Origin of the sequence: Mycobacterium paraintracellulare, assembly GCF_000276825.1 — a bacterium.
Taxonomy (GTDB): domain Bacteria; phylum Actinomycetota; class Actinomycetes; order Mycobacteriales; family Mycobacteriaceae; genus Mycobacterium; species Mycobacterium intracellulare.
This window is the reverse complement of record NC_016948.1, coordinates 5,103,438-5,118,945: the sequence shown is the minus strand read 5'-3', so window position 1 is coordinate 5,118,945 and position 15,508 is coordinate 5,103,438. Positions and strand designations below refer to the sequence as shown.

Annotated in this window: 15 protein-coding genes; 9 read left to right on the top strand and 6 right to left on the bottom strand. The window is 69.6% G+C overall.

The window, feature by feature from the left end:
* Positions 1–2: 2 nt before the first annotated feature.
* Positions 3–665 carry a TetR/AcrR family transcriptional regulator gene (locus OCQ_RS23845; protein WP_009955646.1) on the bottom strand — a complete coding sequence of 221 codons (663 nt, stop codon included), beginning with the start codon at positions 663–665 and terminating at the stop codon, positions 3–5.
* 81 nt (positions 666–746) lie between these two features.
* Here OCQ_RS23845 and OCQ_RS23840 point away from each other — a divergent pair, with 81 nt between their 5' ends.
* A complete protein-coding gene (locus tag OCQ_RS23840) occupies positions 747–1,655 on the top strand; it encodes an oxygenase MpaB family protein (protein WP_014383431.1) in 909 nt (302 codons plus the stop codon).
* Positions 1,656–1,752: 97 nt separating this feature from the next.
* The gene (locus OCQ_RS23835) at positions 1,753–3,330 is read left to right on the top strand and encodes a PPE family protein (protein ID WP_014385967.1); all 1,578 of its coding nucleotides are present in this window, start codon (positions 1,753–1,755) and stop codon (positions 3,328–3,330) included.
* Between the two features lie 34 nt (positions 3,331–3,364).
* Here the strand turns inward: OCQ_RS23835 and OCQ_RS23830 are convergent, their stop codons facing one another.
* From OCQ_RS23830 to rpmB, 5 genes are read right to left on the bottom strand one after another with little or no spacing between them, the layout of a single operon-like run.
* On the bottom strand, positions 3,365–3,754 hold the full coding sequence (locus tag OCQ_RS23830) for a hypothetical protein (RefSeq protein WP_008261713.1): 390 nt from the start codon (positions 3,752–3,754) through the stop codon (positions 3,365–3,367).
* A complete protein-coding gene (gene rpsR, locus OCQ_RS23825) occupies positions 3,751–4,014 on the bottom strand; it encodes a 30S ribosomal protein S18 (RefSeq protein WP_008261704.1) in 264 nt (87 codons plus the stop codon). Before rpsR ends, OCQ_RS23830 begins: the two co-directional genes overlap by 4 nt.
* Entirely contained in the window at positions 4,014–4,319 is a 306-nt protein-coding gene (gene rpsN, locus OCQ_RS23820; protein WP_008261701.1) for a 30S ribosomal protein S14, read from the bottom strand. The genes rpsR and rpsN overlap by 1 nt, the downstream gene beginning before the upstream one ends.
* 2 nt (positions 4,320–4,321) lie before the next feature.
* Positions 4,322–4,486 carry a 50S ribosomal protein L33 gene (gene rpmG / locus OCQ_RS23815; RefSeq protein ID WP_008261699.1) on the bottom strand — a complete coding sequence of 55 codons (165 nt, stop codon included), beginning with the start codon at positions 4,484–4,486 and terminating at the stop codon, positions 4,322–4,324.
* Entirely contained in the window at positions 4,486–4,722 is a 237-nt protein-coding gene (gene rpmB, locus OCQ_RS23810) for a 50S ribosomal protein L28 (RefSeq protein WP_008261697.1), read from the bottom strand. Before rpmB ends, rpmG begins: the two co-directional genes overlap by 1 nt.
* Before the next feature lie 103 nt (positions 4,723–4,825).
* Here rpmB and mrf point away from each other — a divergent pair, with 103 nt between their 5' ends.
* The 7 genes from mrf to OCQ_RS23775 all read left to right on the top strand — a co-directional run bounded on the left by mrf (position 4,826) and on the right by OCQ_RS23775 (position 15,508).
* Positions 4,826–6,025: a ribosome hibernation factor-recruiting GTPase MRF gene (gene mrf, locus OCQ_RS23805; RefSeq protein ID WP_008261696.1), complete on the top strand. Its 1,200-nt coding sequence runs from the start codon at positions 4,826–4,828 to the stop codon at positions 6,023–6,025.
* The gene (locus OCQ_RS23800) at positions 6,022–6,276 is read left to right on the top strand and encodes a type B 50S ribosomal protein L31 (protein ID WP_008261694.1); all 255 of its coding nucleotides are present in this window, start codon (positions 6,022–6,024) and stop codon (positions 6,274–6,276) included. Before mrf ends, OCQ_RS23800 begins: the two co-directional genes overlap by 4 nt.
* Positions 6,277–6,357: 81 nt before the next feature.
* Positions 6,358–7,263 (top strand): class I SAM-dependent methyltransferase, encoded by a 906-nt coding sequence (locus OCQ_RS23795; RefSeq protein ID WP_008261692.1) that lies wholly within the window; start codon positions 6,358–6,360, stop codon positions 7,261–7,263.
* 478 nt (positions 7,264–7,741) lie between these two features.
* Positions 7,742–9,595 (top strand): type VII secretion system ESX-3 AAA family ATPase EccA3, encoded by a 1,854-nt coding sequence (gene eccA3 / locus OCQ_RS23790; protein ID WP_008261690.1) that lies wholly within the window; start codon positions 7,742–7,744, stop codon positions 9,593–9,595.
* Positions 9,592–11,211: a type VII secretion protein EccB gene (gene eccB / locus OCQ_RS23785; RefSeq protein ID WP_008261687.1), complete on the top strand. Its 1,620-nt coding sequence runs from the start codon at positions 9,592–9,594 to the stop codon at positions 11,209–11,211. The genes eccA3 and eccB overlap by 4 nt, the downstream gene beginning before the upstream one ends.
* The gene (locus tag OCQ_RS23780; RefSeq protein ID WP_014385965.1) at positions 11,208–15,197 is read left to right on the top strand and encodes a type VII secretion protein EccC; all 3,990 of its coding nucleotides are present in this window, start codon (positions 11,208–11,210) and stop codon (positions 15,195–15,197) included. The genes eccB and OCQ_RS23780 overlap by 4 nt, the downstream gene beginning before the upstream one ends.
* 2 nt (positions 15,198–15,199) lie before the next feature.
* Positions 15,200–15,508: a PE family protein gene (locus tag OCQ_RS23775; RefSeq protein ID WP_008261668.1), complete on the top strand. Its 309-nt coding sequence runs from the start codon at positions 15,200–15,202 to the stop codon at positions 15,506–15,508.

Here is a 15,508-nt window from a genome sequence, read left to right as displayed (position 1 = left end):
CGCTAGGCCTCGGCCCGTGTTTCGGTGAGCCGGTACAGGTTTGGCTCGGCAAGCTCGTCGAGCAGGGCGGCCAGGTGATCGACGAGCTCACCCGGTTCGAGCCGGACGTCACCGGCCAGCCAGGCGCTGATGGTCTGCCCGACCCCGCCGACCACGAAGTGCGCGGCGGCCTTGATGCGATCGTTTGCCGGCACCTGAAGCGCGTTGCCGACATGCTGGCCGGACAGCATCGCGAACAGGGCGCTGGACTCGGCGCGTTTGCGCACCACCACGGGGTCGGCCAGCTGCGTGCTGAACAACAGGCGGCCGACGCGGGCGTCGTCGGTGATGGTCCGCACGATGTTGGCGATGCCCGCGCGGGTCTGCTCGTCGGCGGGCACCGTGGCGACCGCGGCCTGCGTGGTGGCGGCCAGCTCGGCGACCACCCAGTCGAAGACGCAGGAGACGAATTCGTCCTTGTCGGTGAAGCTCTCGTAGAAGTACCGGGCCGCCAGCCCGGCGCGGCGGCACACCCCGCGGACGGTGACCGCCGAGATGTCCGGCCGCTGATCGCCGAGCAGGTCCAGGCCGGCGGCCAGGAGCCGGTTACGGCGGGTGGCCAGGCGTTCGGCGGCCTCCACCCCGCGATACGGCCGCGCGCTGGACGTGTCGCTCATGCGGACCATCTTGACACTAACGCCGCGGCGCGACAATATCAGGAAACAAGCGTTCGCACATTAGCGGCCGCGCTGCGGGAGGATCTGACGATGGCAACTCACCAGTCGGTGCAGGCACCGATCGGGCACGTCGAGCGCGGGGCCACCGATCCGCCGCGCCCGCAGCGGCGCAGGCGCGGGCGGACGCTGGGCATCGACGAGGGCCTGATGGGCGTCGCCCTGCTGGCCGGTCCGGCGAACGTGATCATGCAACTCGCGCAGCCGGGTGTGGGCTACGGCGTCATGGAAAGCCGCGTCGAAAGCGGCCGGGTCGACCTGCACCCGTTCAAGCGGGCCCGCACCACGTTCACCTACCTGGCCGTGGCGACCAACGGCAGCGAGGCCCAGAAGGCCGCCTTCCGCCGGGCCGTGAACAAGGCCCACGCGCAGGTTTACTCGACGCCGGAAAGCCCGGTGTCCTACAACGCCTTTGATCCCGCGCTGCAGCTCTGGGTGGGGGCCTGCCTGTACAAGGGCGGCCTCGACATCTACCGGATGTTCATCGGTGAGCTCGACGGCGAGGACGCCGAGCGCCACTACCGCGAGGGCATGGCGCTGGCCACGACCTTGCAGGTGCCGCCGAAGATGTGGCCGGCCGACCGGGCGGCGTTCGACCGTTACTGGGAAGAGTCGCTGGCCAAGGTGCACATCGACGACGCGGTGCGGGAATACCTGTACCCGATCGCCGCCAACCGCATCCGGGGCGTGAAGCTGCCCGGCCCCATCCAGCGCCTCTCCGAGGGCTTCGCGCTGATGATCACGACGGGCTTCCTGCCGCAACGGTTCCGCGACGAGATGCGGCTGCCCTGGGACGCGACCAAGCAGCGGCGCTTCGACAGGCTGATCGCCGTGCTGGCCACGGTGAACCGGTATCTGCCGCGGTTCATCCGGCAGTTCCCGTTCAACGTCTTGCTGCACGACCTGGACCGCCGGATCAAGAAGGGGCGGCCGCTGGTGTAGCGGCCCGCGGCGGGGCGGTGCCCGCCAAGTTGATAACGACAATCATATTCATTAAGCTCTCCTCAGTCTGGTAAGCCCTCCAGCCCGAGGAGTACCTATGACGGCGCCGATCTTCATGGCCTCGCCGCCCGAAGTGCATTCCGCTTTGCTCAGCAGCGGCCCCGGCCCCGGGCCGCTGCTGGCGGCCGCCGGCGCGTGGTCCGAGCTGAGCGCCGAATACGCTTCCGCCGCAGAACAATTGAGCACCTTGCTGGCGGGGGTGCAGGCGGGGGCGTGGGAGGGACCCAGCGCGGAGTCCTATGTGGCCGCGCACGCCCCCTACCTGGCGTGGCTGACAAAATCCAGCGCCGACAGCGCCGCCGCCGCCACCCAGCACGAGACCGCCGCGGCCGCCTACACCGCCGCGCTGACCGCCATGCCGACGCTGCCCGAACTCGCCACCAACCACGTCGTCCACGGGGCCCTGGTGGCAACGAATTTCTTCGGCGTCAACACGGTTCCGATCGCGGTCAACGAGGCCGACTACGCACGGATGTGGACCCAGGCGGCGACCACGATGTCGACCTACCAGGCGGTGTCCACCGCCGCCGTCGCCGCGACACCGCAAACCGATCCGGCGCCGCCGATCGTGAAATCCGATGCGTCAAGCGATGATTCGGGTGACGAGGATCACGACCCCAAGATCGACAATCCGTTCAACGACTTCATCGCCAACATCCTGAAGAACTTGGGCATCAACTGGGACCCGTCCGAGGGCACGGTCAACGGCCTGCCCTACGACGCCTACACGAATGCCGGGCAGCCCATCTTCTGGGTGGTGCGCGCCCTGGAACTGCTCGAGGATTTCGAGCAGTTCGGCTATTACCTGGTGCACAATCCGGCGTTGGCCTTTCAGTACCTGGTGCAACTCATCCTGTTCGACTGGCCGACGCACATCCTCGAGATTTTCATCAGCCAGCCGGAGTTGTTGGCGCCCGCGCTCCTCCTCGCGGCCGCGCCCCTCGGCGCCGTCGGCGGATTCGCCGGGCTGGCCGGCCTCGCCGCCATCCCCCAGCCCGCGGCCCTCCCGGTGGTGGCCGCGCCGCCGCCGCCGACGCCCAGCATCCCGCCCGCCATCGCCATGGCCCCCACCGCCCCCGTCGCGCCGGTGGCGGCGCCGGCCTCCGCCCCGGCACCGGCGCCCGCCCCCACGGCGACCACCGTGACCGCCGCTCCCGCCGCACCCGCTGCGGCGCCGGCCGCGGCGGGCTTCTTTCCTCCGTACGTCGTCGGTCCGCCCGGAATGGGAACGGGCTCGGGGATGGGGGCGAGCGCCAGCTCCAGCGCGAAAAGGAAAGCGCCGGAACCGGATAGCGCCGCCGCCGCGGCGGCCGCGGCCGCGCGCACGCGCAAAGCGGCCCGGGCGCGGCGGCGCCGGGGCGCGACGGACCGCGGGTACGGCGACGAGTTCATGGACATGAATGTCGATGTCGACCCCGATTGGGCCGCGTCGCTGGCATCCGATCGGGGTGCCGGCACGCTGGGATTCGCCGGCACCGCCGAGCGTGAGGCGGTCGCCGCGGCGGCCGGGCTGACCCGGCTGGCCGGGGACGAATTCAACGGCGGCCCAACGGCACCGATGATGCCGGGCACCTGGGGCGACGACGGTGCCGACGAGGCGGGCCGCGACGGCTAGCGCCCCGGCACCCCATCGCCGGGTTCGTCAGGCGTCAGTTGCGTCGATGCGAGTCGCGCGTCCAGCGCTGATGCCGATCGAGTTGCCTTGGGACGGGGATGTTTTCCCATTGACCGAGCACCAGCCAGTCGCGCAGCGCCGCGGCTGAATCGCTGTCGGCGATGGGTCCTATCCACCGCGCCGGGCCGCTGGCCACCCGATCGTTCGTGCAGGGCTGGACCAGGGCCATCACGCCCCCGCCGGTCGGCCGAGAGGCGCAGGTGAGTGGTCCGAGCATGCAGGCGACCGAGACCAACATGGAATGCGGGCAGCGCCGGATGGCGGGGCGCAATTCGTCGATGACCGACAGTCGATCGTCGACGGCGCATGCGGCACAGACGATTACGGTGAACGGGCGATCGGTGCCGCGGCGTGGGGACGTCAAGGCGCCGTGTGCCGTCCGGGGTAGGGCAGGAGCGCCATTTCGCGGGCGTTCTTGATGGCGGCCGCGACCTGTCGTTGTTGTTGGACGGACAGGCCGGTCACCTGGCGGGAACGGATCTTGCCGCGTTCGGAGATGAACACCCGCAGCGTCGCCGTGTCTTTGTAGTCCACCGTGCGCAACCCGAGGCTGTCGAGCAGATTCCTCTTGGGCGAGCGGGCGGCGGGCGCGGTGGCCCGGCGACGCGCGACTTTTCTGGCCATCACCAGCTCGCCTTCCGCACGCCGGGGAGCTGGCCGGCGTGGGCTAGTTCGCGGACCCGGACCCTCGACAGCCCGAACTTGCGGAGGTGGCCGCGGGGTCGGCCGTCGACGGCGTCGCGGTTGCGCACCCGCACCGCGCTGGCGTCGCGGGGCTGGCGCGCCAACTCGTCCTGTGCCGCCGCCCGTCGCTCGGGGGTGCTCGCCGGTGAGCGGATGATCTTTTTGAGTTCGGCGCGGCGTTCGGCGTAGCGGGCCACGATCGCGCGGCGACGCTCGTTCTTGACGATCTTGGATTTCTTGGCCATGGTCAGCGCTCCTCGCGGAAGTCGACGTGGCGGCGGATGACGGGGTCGTATTTGCGCAGGACCAGTCGGTCGGGGTCGTTGCGTCGGTTCTTGCGGGTGATGTAGGTGTAGCCGGTGCCCGCGGTGGACCGAAGTTTCACCAGGAGACGGATCTCGTTGCGCGCCATCAGATTCGCTGCCCTTCGCGGCGCAACCGCGCGACGACCGCCTCGATGCCGTCGCGGTCGATGACCTTGATGCCCTTGGCGCTGACCCGTAGCCGGATCCGGCGGTCCTCCGAGGGCAGGTAGTACGTCTTGAGTTGGATGTTCGGCGACCAGCGCCGACGGGTCCTGCGATGGGAATGCGACACCGCGTTACCGAAACCCGGCCGCCGGCCGGTCACCTGGCAGTGGGCGGACACCTGCACCTCCACATCTCTTATTGAAAATCATTTTCGACAAGGTCCCCCACGGACGGTACCGTAGGAACGGCTTAGATGAAAATGATTATCAATAAGGAGGACGATGCGGACGCCCGTCATCCTGGTCGCCGGCCAGCGGGACACCGACGCCGTTGTGGGCGCGATGCTGCAGACGCCGGGAACGCTGGTCGTCGAGCACCGATTCGACGGTCACGTGGTGCGCCGCACGACGGCGTCGCTGTCCGACGGCGTGTTGACCAGCACCGAGAACGGACTGGAACTCGCGCACGGCTGTGTCTCGTGCACCATCCGCAACGACCTGTTGGTGCTGCTGCGCCGGCTGCACCGCCGCGACGACGTGGACCGGATCGTGGTGCACCTGGCGCCCTGGTTGGAACCCGAACCAATCTGCTTGGCCATCAAGCACGTTCGGGTGCGGGTGGCGCCGGGGTACATCGACGGGCCCGCGGCCCTGGACGTGGCGATCGCCGCCGTGGTGACCTGCGTCGATTCGGCGGCCTGGCTGGACCAGGCGTTGGGGGAGGAGGAACTCGACGACGGCCGCACCCACGCCCAGGTGGTGATCGGACAGGCCGAGTTCGCCGACGTCGTCGTGCTCGACCGCGCCAACCCGTTCGTGGCGGCCGTGCTGCGTCGCCTGTCGCCGCGCGCCCGCGTCCGCGTGGGGGCCGGCGGCATCGAGGACGCACTGAACAACCTGTACCGCGACGCGCGCCGCGGCCGAAGCGACGACCCGCACGGCCCGCTGCTGGCTGGGCAGCCGCCGCTGGAGTCCCGCGGTCCGATCAGCCTGGTGGAATTCAACGCCCGTCGCCCCTTTCATCCGCAGCGCCTGCACGCCGCCCTGGATCTGTTGCTCGACGGCGTGATCAGGACCCGGGGACGGCTGTGGCTGGCCAGCAATCCCGACCGCGCGATGTGGCTGGAATCGGCCGGCCCCGGGCTGCGGGTGAGCTCGGCCGGCAAATGGCTGGCGGCGATGAGCGGGCCGGAGCGCGACGGCGTCGACGCCGAGCGACGCGCGCTGGCCGCGCTCGGCTGGGACGACCGGCACGGTGATCGGCATACCGCGATGGCCATCCTGGTGTGCGGCGCCCGGACCGACGAGGTCCTCGACGCCCTGCGCGGCGCGCTGCTCACCGAGGAGGAGATGCGGAACCCGCGCACCTGGATCGCCTACGACGACCCGTTCGGCGATTGGCACGAGGATCCGTGCGCGGAATTGACCGAGGCCGCCGACAACGTGGCCGGCCACACCCAGCAAGGCAAGGACCCTTCATGAAGCCCGGCGTGCATCCCGACTACCACCCCGTCGTCTTCCAGGACGCCACCACCGGCGCCATGTTCTTGACGCGGTCGACCCGCACCAGCCCGCGGACGGTCGAGTGGCAGACGGCGCGGGGAACCCGGACCTATCCGCTCGTCGTCGTCGACGTCACCGCCGACTCCCACCCGTTCTGGACCGGCAGCCGCCGCATCGTCGACAGCGCGGGACAAGTGGAGAAGTTCCACCGCCGCTACGGTCGCCGGTAGCCCGTACCGCGCCGACGCGCTCCACTACCGTTGCGCGCCAGCCGAAAAGGGGCCGAGTCGCGGCGGCGTACTGTGGGCGGGGTGCGAAGCGAAGGCGATACCTGGGACATCACCACGAGCGTGGGCTCGACCGCGTTGTTCGTCGCGACCGCGCGGGCGCTGGAGGCGCAAAAGCCCGACCCGCTGGCCGTGGATCCGTACGCGGAGATCTTCTGCCGCGCCGTCGGCGGTGCCGCCGCCGACGTCCTCGACGGCAAGGACCCCGACCACCAGCTGAAGACCGCCGACTTCGGCGAAAACTTCGTCAACTTCCAGGGCGCCCGCACCAAGTACTTCGACGACTACTTCCGGCGCGCCGCCGACGCGGGCGTGCGACAGGTGGTGGTCTTGGCGGCGGGCCTGGACTCGCGCGCCTACCGCCTGGACTGGCCGGCCGCGACCACGATCTTCGAGCTCGACCAGCCGCAGGTGCTCGACTTCAAGCGAGAGGTGCTCGCCGGCGTCGGCGCCGAGCCGCGCGCCGAGCGCCGCGAGATCGCCATCGATTTGCGCGAGGACTGGCCGCAAGCCCTGCGCGACAGCGGCTTCGACCCGGCCAAACCCTCGGCGTGGATCGCCGAGGGCCTGCTGATCTATCTCCCGGCGAGCGCCCAGGAGCAGCTGTTCACCGGTATCGACGGGCTGGCCGGTCACGGCAGCCACGTCGCCGTCGAGGACGGCGCCCCGATGAACCCCGAGGACTTCGAGACCGCCGTCGCCGAAGAACGCGCGGCCACCGCGCAGGGCGACCAGCGCGTGTTCTTCCAGCTGGTCTACAACGAGCAGTGCGCGCCGGCCACCGAGTGGTTCGGCAACCGCGGCTGGACCGCGGTCGGCACCCCGTTGGCCGACTACCTGCGCGAGGTCGGCCGCCCGGTGCCGGGGCCGGAGACCGAAGCCGGCCCGATGATCGCGCGCAACACGTTGGTGAGCGCCGTCCGCACCTGAGCCCTCGGGCGGATTTCACGGAAGGCCGGGCGAGTTCGCTCGGGCAGCGACCAACGCCGGAACTTTTTCGGTCCGCCAGCCGACTAGTGGCTGCGTGATCGTTCCACCGGCCTGCGGGTCGGGGCGATCGTCGAGCACAACCCGATCGTCGAGGAGTCCTTGCCATGACCGCGCCGGTGCGGACGATGTCGTGCCTGATCCGCTCGGCCGAGCCGGTGGGCGCCGAGGTGGCGTGCCGAGATTGAAAATGAAAATGATTTTCAGTAAGGTGAGGCCTTGCTGTGAGGCCGCACGGCGTGCGGCTGTGAGTATGCCGAAAATGCGGCTAAACCCTCTCCAGAACGTCCTCATCGGCGGTAGAAGAAGGGCAGTGCAGTGGTGAGTCGGACAGGCCCAAACGCCTCGACAGTTAGCTTATGCAATGCTAACTTCAGGCGGGTCAGGTTAGGGGAGACTACATACATGAAAAGACGCGGCCGTGGAACACGGTGACACCGGCATGCTCACAGTTCAGCCGGCCAATTCGCGCGTGGACACGCGCGTTGACGGCGACGTCGTCAGCCGGTTCGCCACCTGCTGCCGCGCGCTGGGCATCGTCGTCTACCAACGCCAGCGGCCGGCCGACCTGGCCGCCGCGCGTTCGGGTTTCGCCGCGCTGACCCGCATCGCCCACGATCAATGCGACGCGTGGACGGGGCTGGCGGCTGCCGGAGACACGTCCCTGCGGGTGCTCGAGGCGGTGTCGCGCACCGCGGCCTCCGCGGGCGTGCTGCAGCGCCAGGTCGACCTGGCACCCAACTCGCTGGGCTTCCGCTACGACACCGGACTGTATCTACAGTTCCGCGCGACCACTCCCGACGACTTCCACCTTGCCTACGCGGCCGCGCTCGCGACGGCGGGACGGTTTGCTGACGCCGACGCGATCGTCGCGGGCCTGACGACCGAGCGACCGAACTGGCGTGAGGCCCGCTGGGTGTCCGTCGTCATCAACTACCGCGCCGAGCGCTGGTCGGACGTCGTCAAACTGCTGACCCCGATCGTCAACGACACGGACCTGGACGAGGCGTTCTCGCACGCGGCCAAGATCGCGCTCGGCACCGCGCTGGCCCGGCTGGGCATGTTCGCCCCGGCGCTGTCCTATCTGGAGGAGCCCGAGGGGCCGGTCGCGGTGGCGGCCGTCGACGGCGCGCTGGCCAAAGCGCTGGTGCTGCGCGCCCACGTCGACGAGGACGCGGCGAGCGAAGTGCTGCAGGACCTGTACGCGGCCCACCCCGAGAACGAACAGGTCGAACAGGCCCTGACCGACACCAGTTTCGGCATCGTGACCACCACGGCGGCGCGCATCGAAGCCCGCACCGATCCGTGGGATCCCGAAACCGAGCCCAGCGCCGAGGATTTCGTCGACCCCGCCGCCCACGAACGCAAGGCCGTGCTGCTGCACGAGGCCGAACGCCAGCTCGCCGAGTTCATCGGCCTCGAAGAGGTCAAGAACCAGGTGTCGCGGCTGAAGAGCTCGGTCGCCATGGAGCTGGTCCGCAAGCAGCGTGGGCTCGCGGTCGCGCAGCGCGCCCACCACCTGGTCTTCGCCGGCCCGCCCGGAACCGGTAAGACCACCATCGCCCGCGTGGTCGCCAAGATCTATTGCGGCCTGGGGCTTTTGAAGCGGGAGAACATCCGCGAGGTGCACCGCGCCGATCTCATCGGCCAGCACATCGGCGAGACCGAGGCCAAGACCAACGCGATCATCGACAGCGCGCTCGACGGCGTGCTGTTCCTCGACGAGGCCTACGCGCTGGTCGCCACCGGCGCCAAGAACGACTTTGGGCTGGTGGCCATCGACACGCTGCTGGCGCGGATGGAGAACGACCGCGACCGCCTGGTGGTCATCATCGCGGGGTACCGGGCCGACCTGGACAAGTTCCTGGACACCAACGAGGGCTTGCGTTCCCGATTCACCCGCAACATCGACTTCCCTTCCTACGCACCGTCGGAACTGGTCGAGATCGCGAACAAGATGGCCGAGCAGCGCGACAGCATTTTCGAAAAGGCCGCGCTCGACCACATGGAGGAGTTGTTCACGAAGTTGGCGACCGAGTCGACACCCGACGCCAACGGGATTTCGCGACGCAACCTGGACATCGCCGGTAACGGTCGATTCGTGCGAAACATCGTCGAACGCTCCGAAGAAGAACGAGAGTTCCGGCTCGACCATTCGGAACACGCCGGAACCGGCGAATTCAGTGACGAGGAGCTGATGACGATCACCGACGACGACGTCGCAAGGTCGGTTGAGCCGCTGCTGCGCGGCCTCGGGCTGTCGGTGCCGGCATGACGTCCAATCAGCAACCCGACGAACGCCGTTCGTTCTCGTCTCGGACCCCGGTCAACGACAATCCCGACCAGGTCGAGTACCGCCGCGGCTTCGTCACCCGGCACCAGGTGAGCGGCTGGCGTTTCGTGATGCGCCGGATCGCCTCCGGTATCGCGTTGCACGACACCAGGATGCTCGTCGACCCGCTGCGCACGCAGTCGCGCGCGGTGGCGATGGGCGCCGTCCTGCTGGTCACCGGTTTGGCCGGCTGCTTCGTGTTCTCGCTGATCCGTCCGAACGGGACGGCGGGCACCAACGCCGTGCTCGCCGACCGGTCCACCGCCGCGCTGTATGTCCGTGTCGGTGAGGATCTGCATCCGGTGCTCAACCTGACCTCGGCCCGACTGATCACGGGTCGGCCGGTGGACCCGACCATGGTGAAAAGCAGTGAGCTGGACCGGTTTCCGCGCGGCAACCTGATCGGCATCCCCGGTGCGCCGGAACGGATGGTGCAAAACCCCTCGACCGATGCGAACTGGACGGTGTGCGACGCGGTCAGCGAGCCCGGGGGGCACGCCGCACACAGCACCGGTGTCACGGTGATCGCCGGCCGGCCGGACAGCAGCGGCGCCCGCGCCGCCACGCTCCCGCCGCGGCAGGCGATGCTCGCCGACCGTGACGGCACCACGTGGCTGTTGTGGGACGGCAAGCGCAGTCAGATCAACCTCACCGACCAAGCGATCACGAACGCACTTGGCTTGGGGCAGGGCAACTCCGAGATCCCCGCGCCCCGCCCGATCGCCCTGGGCCTGTTCAACGCGATTCCCGAAGCCCCGCCGCTGACCGCGCCCGGCATCCCGAACGCCGGTGCGCCGGCGCCCTTTACCGTGCCGGCACCGATCGGTGGGGTCGTGGTGTCCTACACCCTGGACCAGAGCTCCTCCGGGGCGCCGCGCTACTACGCGGTGTTGCCGGACGGCCTGCAGCAGATCTCGCCGGTGCTCGCCGCGATCCTGCGGAACACGAATTCCTATGGGCTGGACCAACCGCCGCGGCTGGGCGCCGACGCGGTGGCCAAGCTGCCGGTGTCGCGGATGCTGGACACCGCGCGGTACCCCGACCAGCAGGTCGGGGTGGTGGATGCGGCCAAATCGCCCGTCATGTGCGCCTATTGGAGCAAGCCCGCCAAGGCCGCCAGCAGCTCGGTGAACCTGCTGACGGGCTCGGCCCTGCCGGTCGCCGAATCGATACGCACCGTCGACCTGGTGGGCGGCGGCTCGCCGGCCACCGCCGCCCGCGTCGCCCTGGCGCCGGGCACCGGCTACTTCACCCAGACCGTCGGCGGCGGGCCGAACTCGCCGGGCGCCGGGTCGCTGTTCTGGGTCTCTGACACCGGTGTCCGCTACGGCATCGACAACGAGGCCGAGCACTCGGCCGCCGGGCAGAACAAAACCGTTGAGGCCCTTGGCCTTACCGGGTCGCCGGTCCCGATCCCGTGGTCGGTGCTGTCGCTGTTCGCGAGCGGCCCGACATTATCGCGCGCCGACGCGCTGCTGGCACACGACGGGCTGACGCCCGACCAGAAGCCCGGCCGCGTCACTGCCGCTGCTAGGGAAGCCGAGGGAGCCCCCCGATGAGCCGACTGATCTTCGAAGCGCGCCGCCGGCTGGCGCCGCCGGTGACCCGCAAGGGCACCATCGCCATCGAGGCCCCGCCCGAGCTGCCGCGGGTGATCCCGCCGTCGTTCCTGCGCCGCGCGATGCCGTACGTGCTGGTGATCCTGATCGTCGGCATGATCGTCGCGCTGTTCGCGACCGGAATGCGGTTGATCTCCCCGCAGACGCTGTTCTTCCCGTTCGTGCTGCTGCTCGCCGCGACGGCGATGTACCGCGGCAACGACAACAAGACGCGCACCGAGGAGGTCGACGCCGAACGCGCCGACTACCTGCGCTACCTGTCGGTGGTCCGGGACAACATCCGCACCCAGGCCGCCGCGCAGCGCGCCGCCGCGCAGTGGTCCCACCCGGAGCCCGCGGCGCTGGCCGCCGTGCCCGGATCGCGCCGTCAGTGGGAGCGCGACCCGCACGATCCCGACTTCCTGGTGCTGCGGGCCGGACGCCACCACGTGCCCCTGGCGACCGCGCTGCGGGTCAACGACACCGCGGACGAAATCGACCTGGAACCGGTGTCGCACAGCGCATTACGCAGCCTGCTCGACACCCACCGCACGGTGCGTGACGTGCCGACCGGGATCGACCTGGCCAAGGTCTCGCGAATCACCGTGCTGGGCTCCGAGGACGAGGCGCGCTCGGCGATGCGGGCCTGGGTGGCCCAGGCGGTCACCTGGCACGACCCGACCGTGCTCGGGGTCGCGCTGGTCACCCCCGACCTCGAGAGCCCGGACTGGTCGTGGCTGAAGTGGTTGCCGCACATTGACATTCCCGGTGAGCTCGACGGCGTCGGGCCGGCCCGCTTGATGGCCACCAACGTCGACGAACTGGTCGCCAAGCTGGGGTCCGCGCTAGTCGACCGCCCGGCGTTCACCGGCGAACCCGCCGACGCGCTGCGGCACCTGCTGATTATCGTCGACGACCCGGACTACGACCTGAACGCCTCGACGCTGGCGATGGGCCGCGCGGGCGTCACCGTCGTGCACCGCGGCGCCACCGCCCCGCACCGCGAACAGTATTCGGACCCCGAGAAGCCGATCCTGCGCATCACCGCGGCGGACGGCGCGGGCGCCCGGACCCACTCCATCGAGCGTTGGCAGACCGGCGGCTGGCAGCCGTACATCGACGACGCCGACCAACTGGGCGCCGACGAGGCCGCCCACCTGGCGCGCCAGCTGTCGCGCTGGGACTCCAACCCGACCCACACGGGGTTGCGTTCGGCGGCCACCCGGGGCGCCACGTTCACCACGATGCTGGGCATCCCGGACGCGTCGCAACTGGATGTGCCGACGCTGTGGGCGCCGCGGCGTCGCGAGGACGAGCTGCGCGTTCCGATCGGGGTCACCGCGACCGGTGAGCCGCTGATGTTCGACCTCAAGGACGAGGCCGAGGGCGGGATGGGCCCGCACGGTCTGATGATCGGTATGACGGGATCGGGTAAGTCCCAGACCCTGATGTCGATCCTGTTGTCGCTGTTGACGACTCATTCCGCGGACCGGTTGATCGTCATCTACGCCGACTTCAAGGGTGAGGCGGGGGCCGACAGCTTCCGCCACTTCCCGCAGGTTGTCGCGGTGATCTCCAACATGGCCGAAAAGAAGTCGCTGGCCGACCGATTCGCCGACACGCTGCGCGGCGAGGTGGCCCGCCGGGAGACGCTGCTGCGCGAGGCCGGCCGCCGGGTGCAGGGCAGCGCGTTCAACTCGGTGGTCGAGTACGAGAACGCCATCGCCGCCGGGCACGACCTGGCGCCGATCCCGACGCTGTTCGTGGTGGCCGACGAGTTCACGTTGATGCTGGCCGACCACCCGGAGTACGCGGAGCTGTTCGATTACGTTGCCCGCAAAGGCCGTTCGTTCCGCATCCACATCCTGTTCGCGTCGCAGACGCTGGATGTCGGCAAGATCAAGGACATCGACAAGAACACCTCCTACCGCATCGGGTTGAAGGTGGCCAGTCCCAGCGTGTCCCGCCAGATCATCGGGGTGGAGGACGCCTACCACATCGAATCCGGCAAGGAGCACAAGGGCGTGGGCTTCTTGGTGCCCGCGCCGGGCGCGACCCCGATCAAGTTCCGCAGCACCTATGTCGACGGCATCTACGATCCGCCGCAGAAGGCCAAATCGCTTGTGGTGCCGTCTATCCCGGAGCCCAAGGTGTTCACGGCCGGGCGGGTCGAGCCCGATCAGGACACCGTGATCACCAGCCCCGACGAGGTCGAACTGACCGGGCCGCCGCGCAAGCTCATCGCCACCATCGGCGACCAGCTGGCCGGGTACGGGCCGCGCGCGCCGCAGTTGTGGCTGCCGCCGCTGGACGAGCCGATCCCGGTGAGCGCGATGCTGGCCCGGGCCGGTGTGCCGCCGCGGCAGTGGCAGTGGCCGCTGGGTGAGATCGACAAGCCGTTCGAGATGCGCCGCGACCCGCTGATCTTCGATGCCGCGTCGTCGGCCGGGAACATGGTCATCCACGGTGGCCCCAAGTCGGGGAAGTCGACTGCGCTGCAGACGTTCATGTTGTCGGCGGCCAGCCTGCACTCGCCGCGCGAGGTCACGTTCTACTGCCTGGACTACGGCGGCGGAAAGCTCCGTGCGATGGAGGGCCTGGCGCACGTCGGCAGCGTCGCCTCGGCGCTGGAGCCCGAACGGATCCGTCGCACCTTCGGCGAGCTCGAGCAGCTGCTGTTGTCGCGGCAGCGCCGGGAGGCGTTCCGGGACTCCCGCGGTGGGGTCCCCGACGACGGGTTCGGCGAGGTGTTCCTGCTCATCGACAACCTCTACGCGTTCGGCCGTGACAACACCGACCAGTTCAACACGCGAAACCCGTTGCTGGCCAAGGTCACCGAGTTGGTCAACATCGGGCTGGCGTATGGCATCCACGTCGTGGTCACCACGCCCAGCTGGCTGGAGGTGCCGCTGTCGATGCGGGACGGCCTGGGGTTGCGGCTCGAGCTCAAGCTGCACGATCCGCGGGACAGCAACGTGCGGGTGGTGGGCGCCCTGCGCCGGCCCGCCGAAGCGGTGCCGCACGACCAGCCGGGTCGCGGATTGACCATGGCCGCAGAGCATTTCCTGTTCGCCACCCCGGAGCTGGACCAGATCGCCGCGATCAACGACCGGTACCCGGGTATGGCGGCGCCCCCGGTGCGGCTGCTGCCCACCAACCTCGCCCCGGATGCCGTCGGGTCGCTGTACCGCGGGCCGGAACAGGTGGTCATCGGCCAGCGCGAGGAGGACCTCGCGCCGGTGGTGGTCGACTTCGCCGACAACCCGCTGCTGATGGTGTTCGGTGACAGCAAGTCGGGGAAGACGACGCTGCTGCGCCACCTCATCCGCACGGTCCGCGAACACTCCACGCCGGACCAGGTGGCCTTCACGGTGCTGGATCGACGGCTGCACCTCGTCGACGAACCGTTGTTCGCCGACAACGAGTACACGGCCAACATCGACCGCATCATCCCGGCGATGCTGGGGCTGGCCAACCTGATCGAGTCGCGCCGGCCACCGGCCGGCCTGTCGCCGGCCGAGCTGTCGCGCTGGACGTTCGCGGGCCAGACGCACTACCTGATCATCGACGACGTCGACCAGATTCCGGATTCGCCGGCGATGAGCGGCCCCTACGTCGGGCAGCGCCCGTGGTCTCCGCTGATCGGGTTGCTGTCGCAGGCAGCCGATTTGGGGATCCGGGTGATCGTCACCGCGCGGGCCACCGGTTCGGGACACGCGTTGATGACCAACCCGCTGCTGCGCCGCTTCAACGACCTGCAGGCCACCACGTTGATGCTGGCGGGCAACCCGCAAGACAGCGGCAAGATCCGCGGCCAACGATTCGGCCGCTTGCCGGCCGGGCGGGCGATCCTGTTGGGCGACAGCGATGGTCCGACGTACGTGCAGTTGATCAACCCCTTGATCGGGGAATCCGTAATGGCAAGTGAAGCGCAACGGGAGGAGTAGAGATGACGCTGCGAGTGGTTCCCGAAGGACTGGCCGCCACCAGCGCCGCGGTGGAGGCGCTGACGGCACGGCTGGCCGCCGCACACGCGGCGGCGGCCCCGGCGATCACGGCGGTGGTCCCGCCGGCGGTCGATCCGGTGTCGCTGCAGACGGCCATGGGATTCAGCGCTCAAGGCCAGGAGCACTCGGCCATGGCGGCCCAGGGCGTCGAGGAGCTGGGCCGCGCCGGTCTCGGCGTCGGGGAAGCCGGCGCAAGCTATCTCGCGGGTGACACCGCGGCCGCTGCGACGTTCGGGATCGCGGGCGCCTGA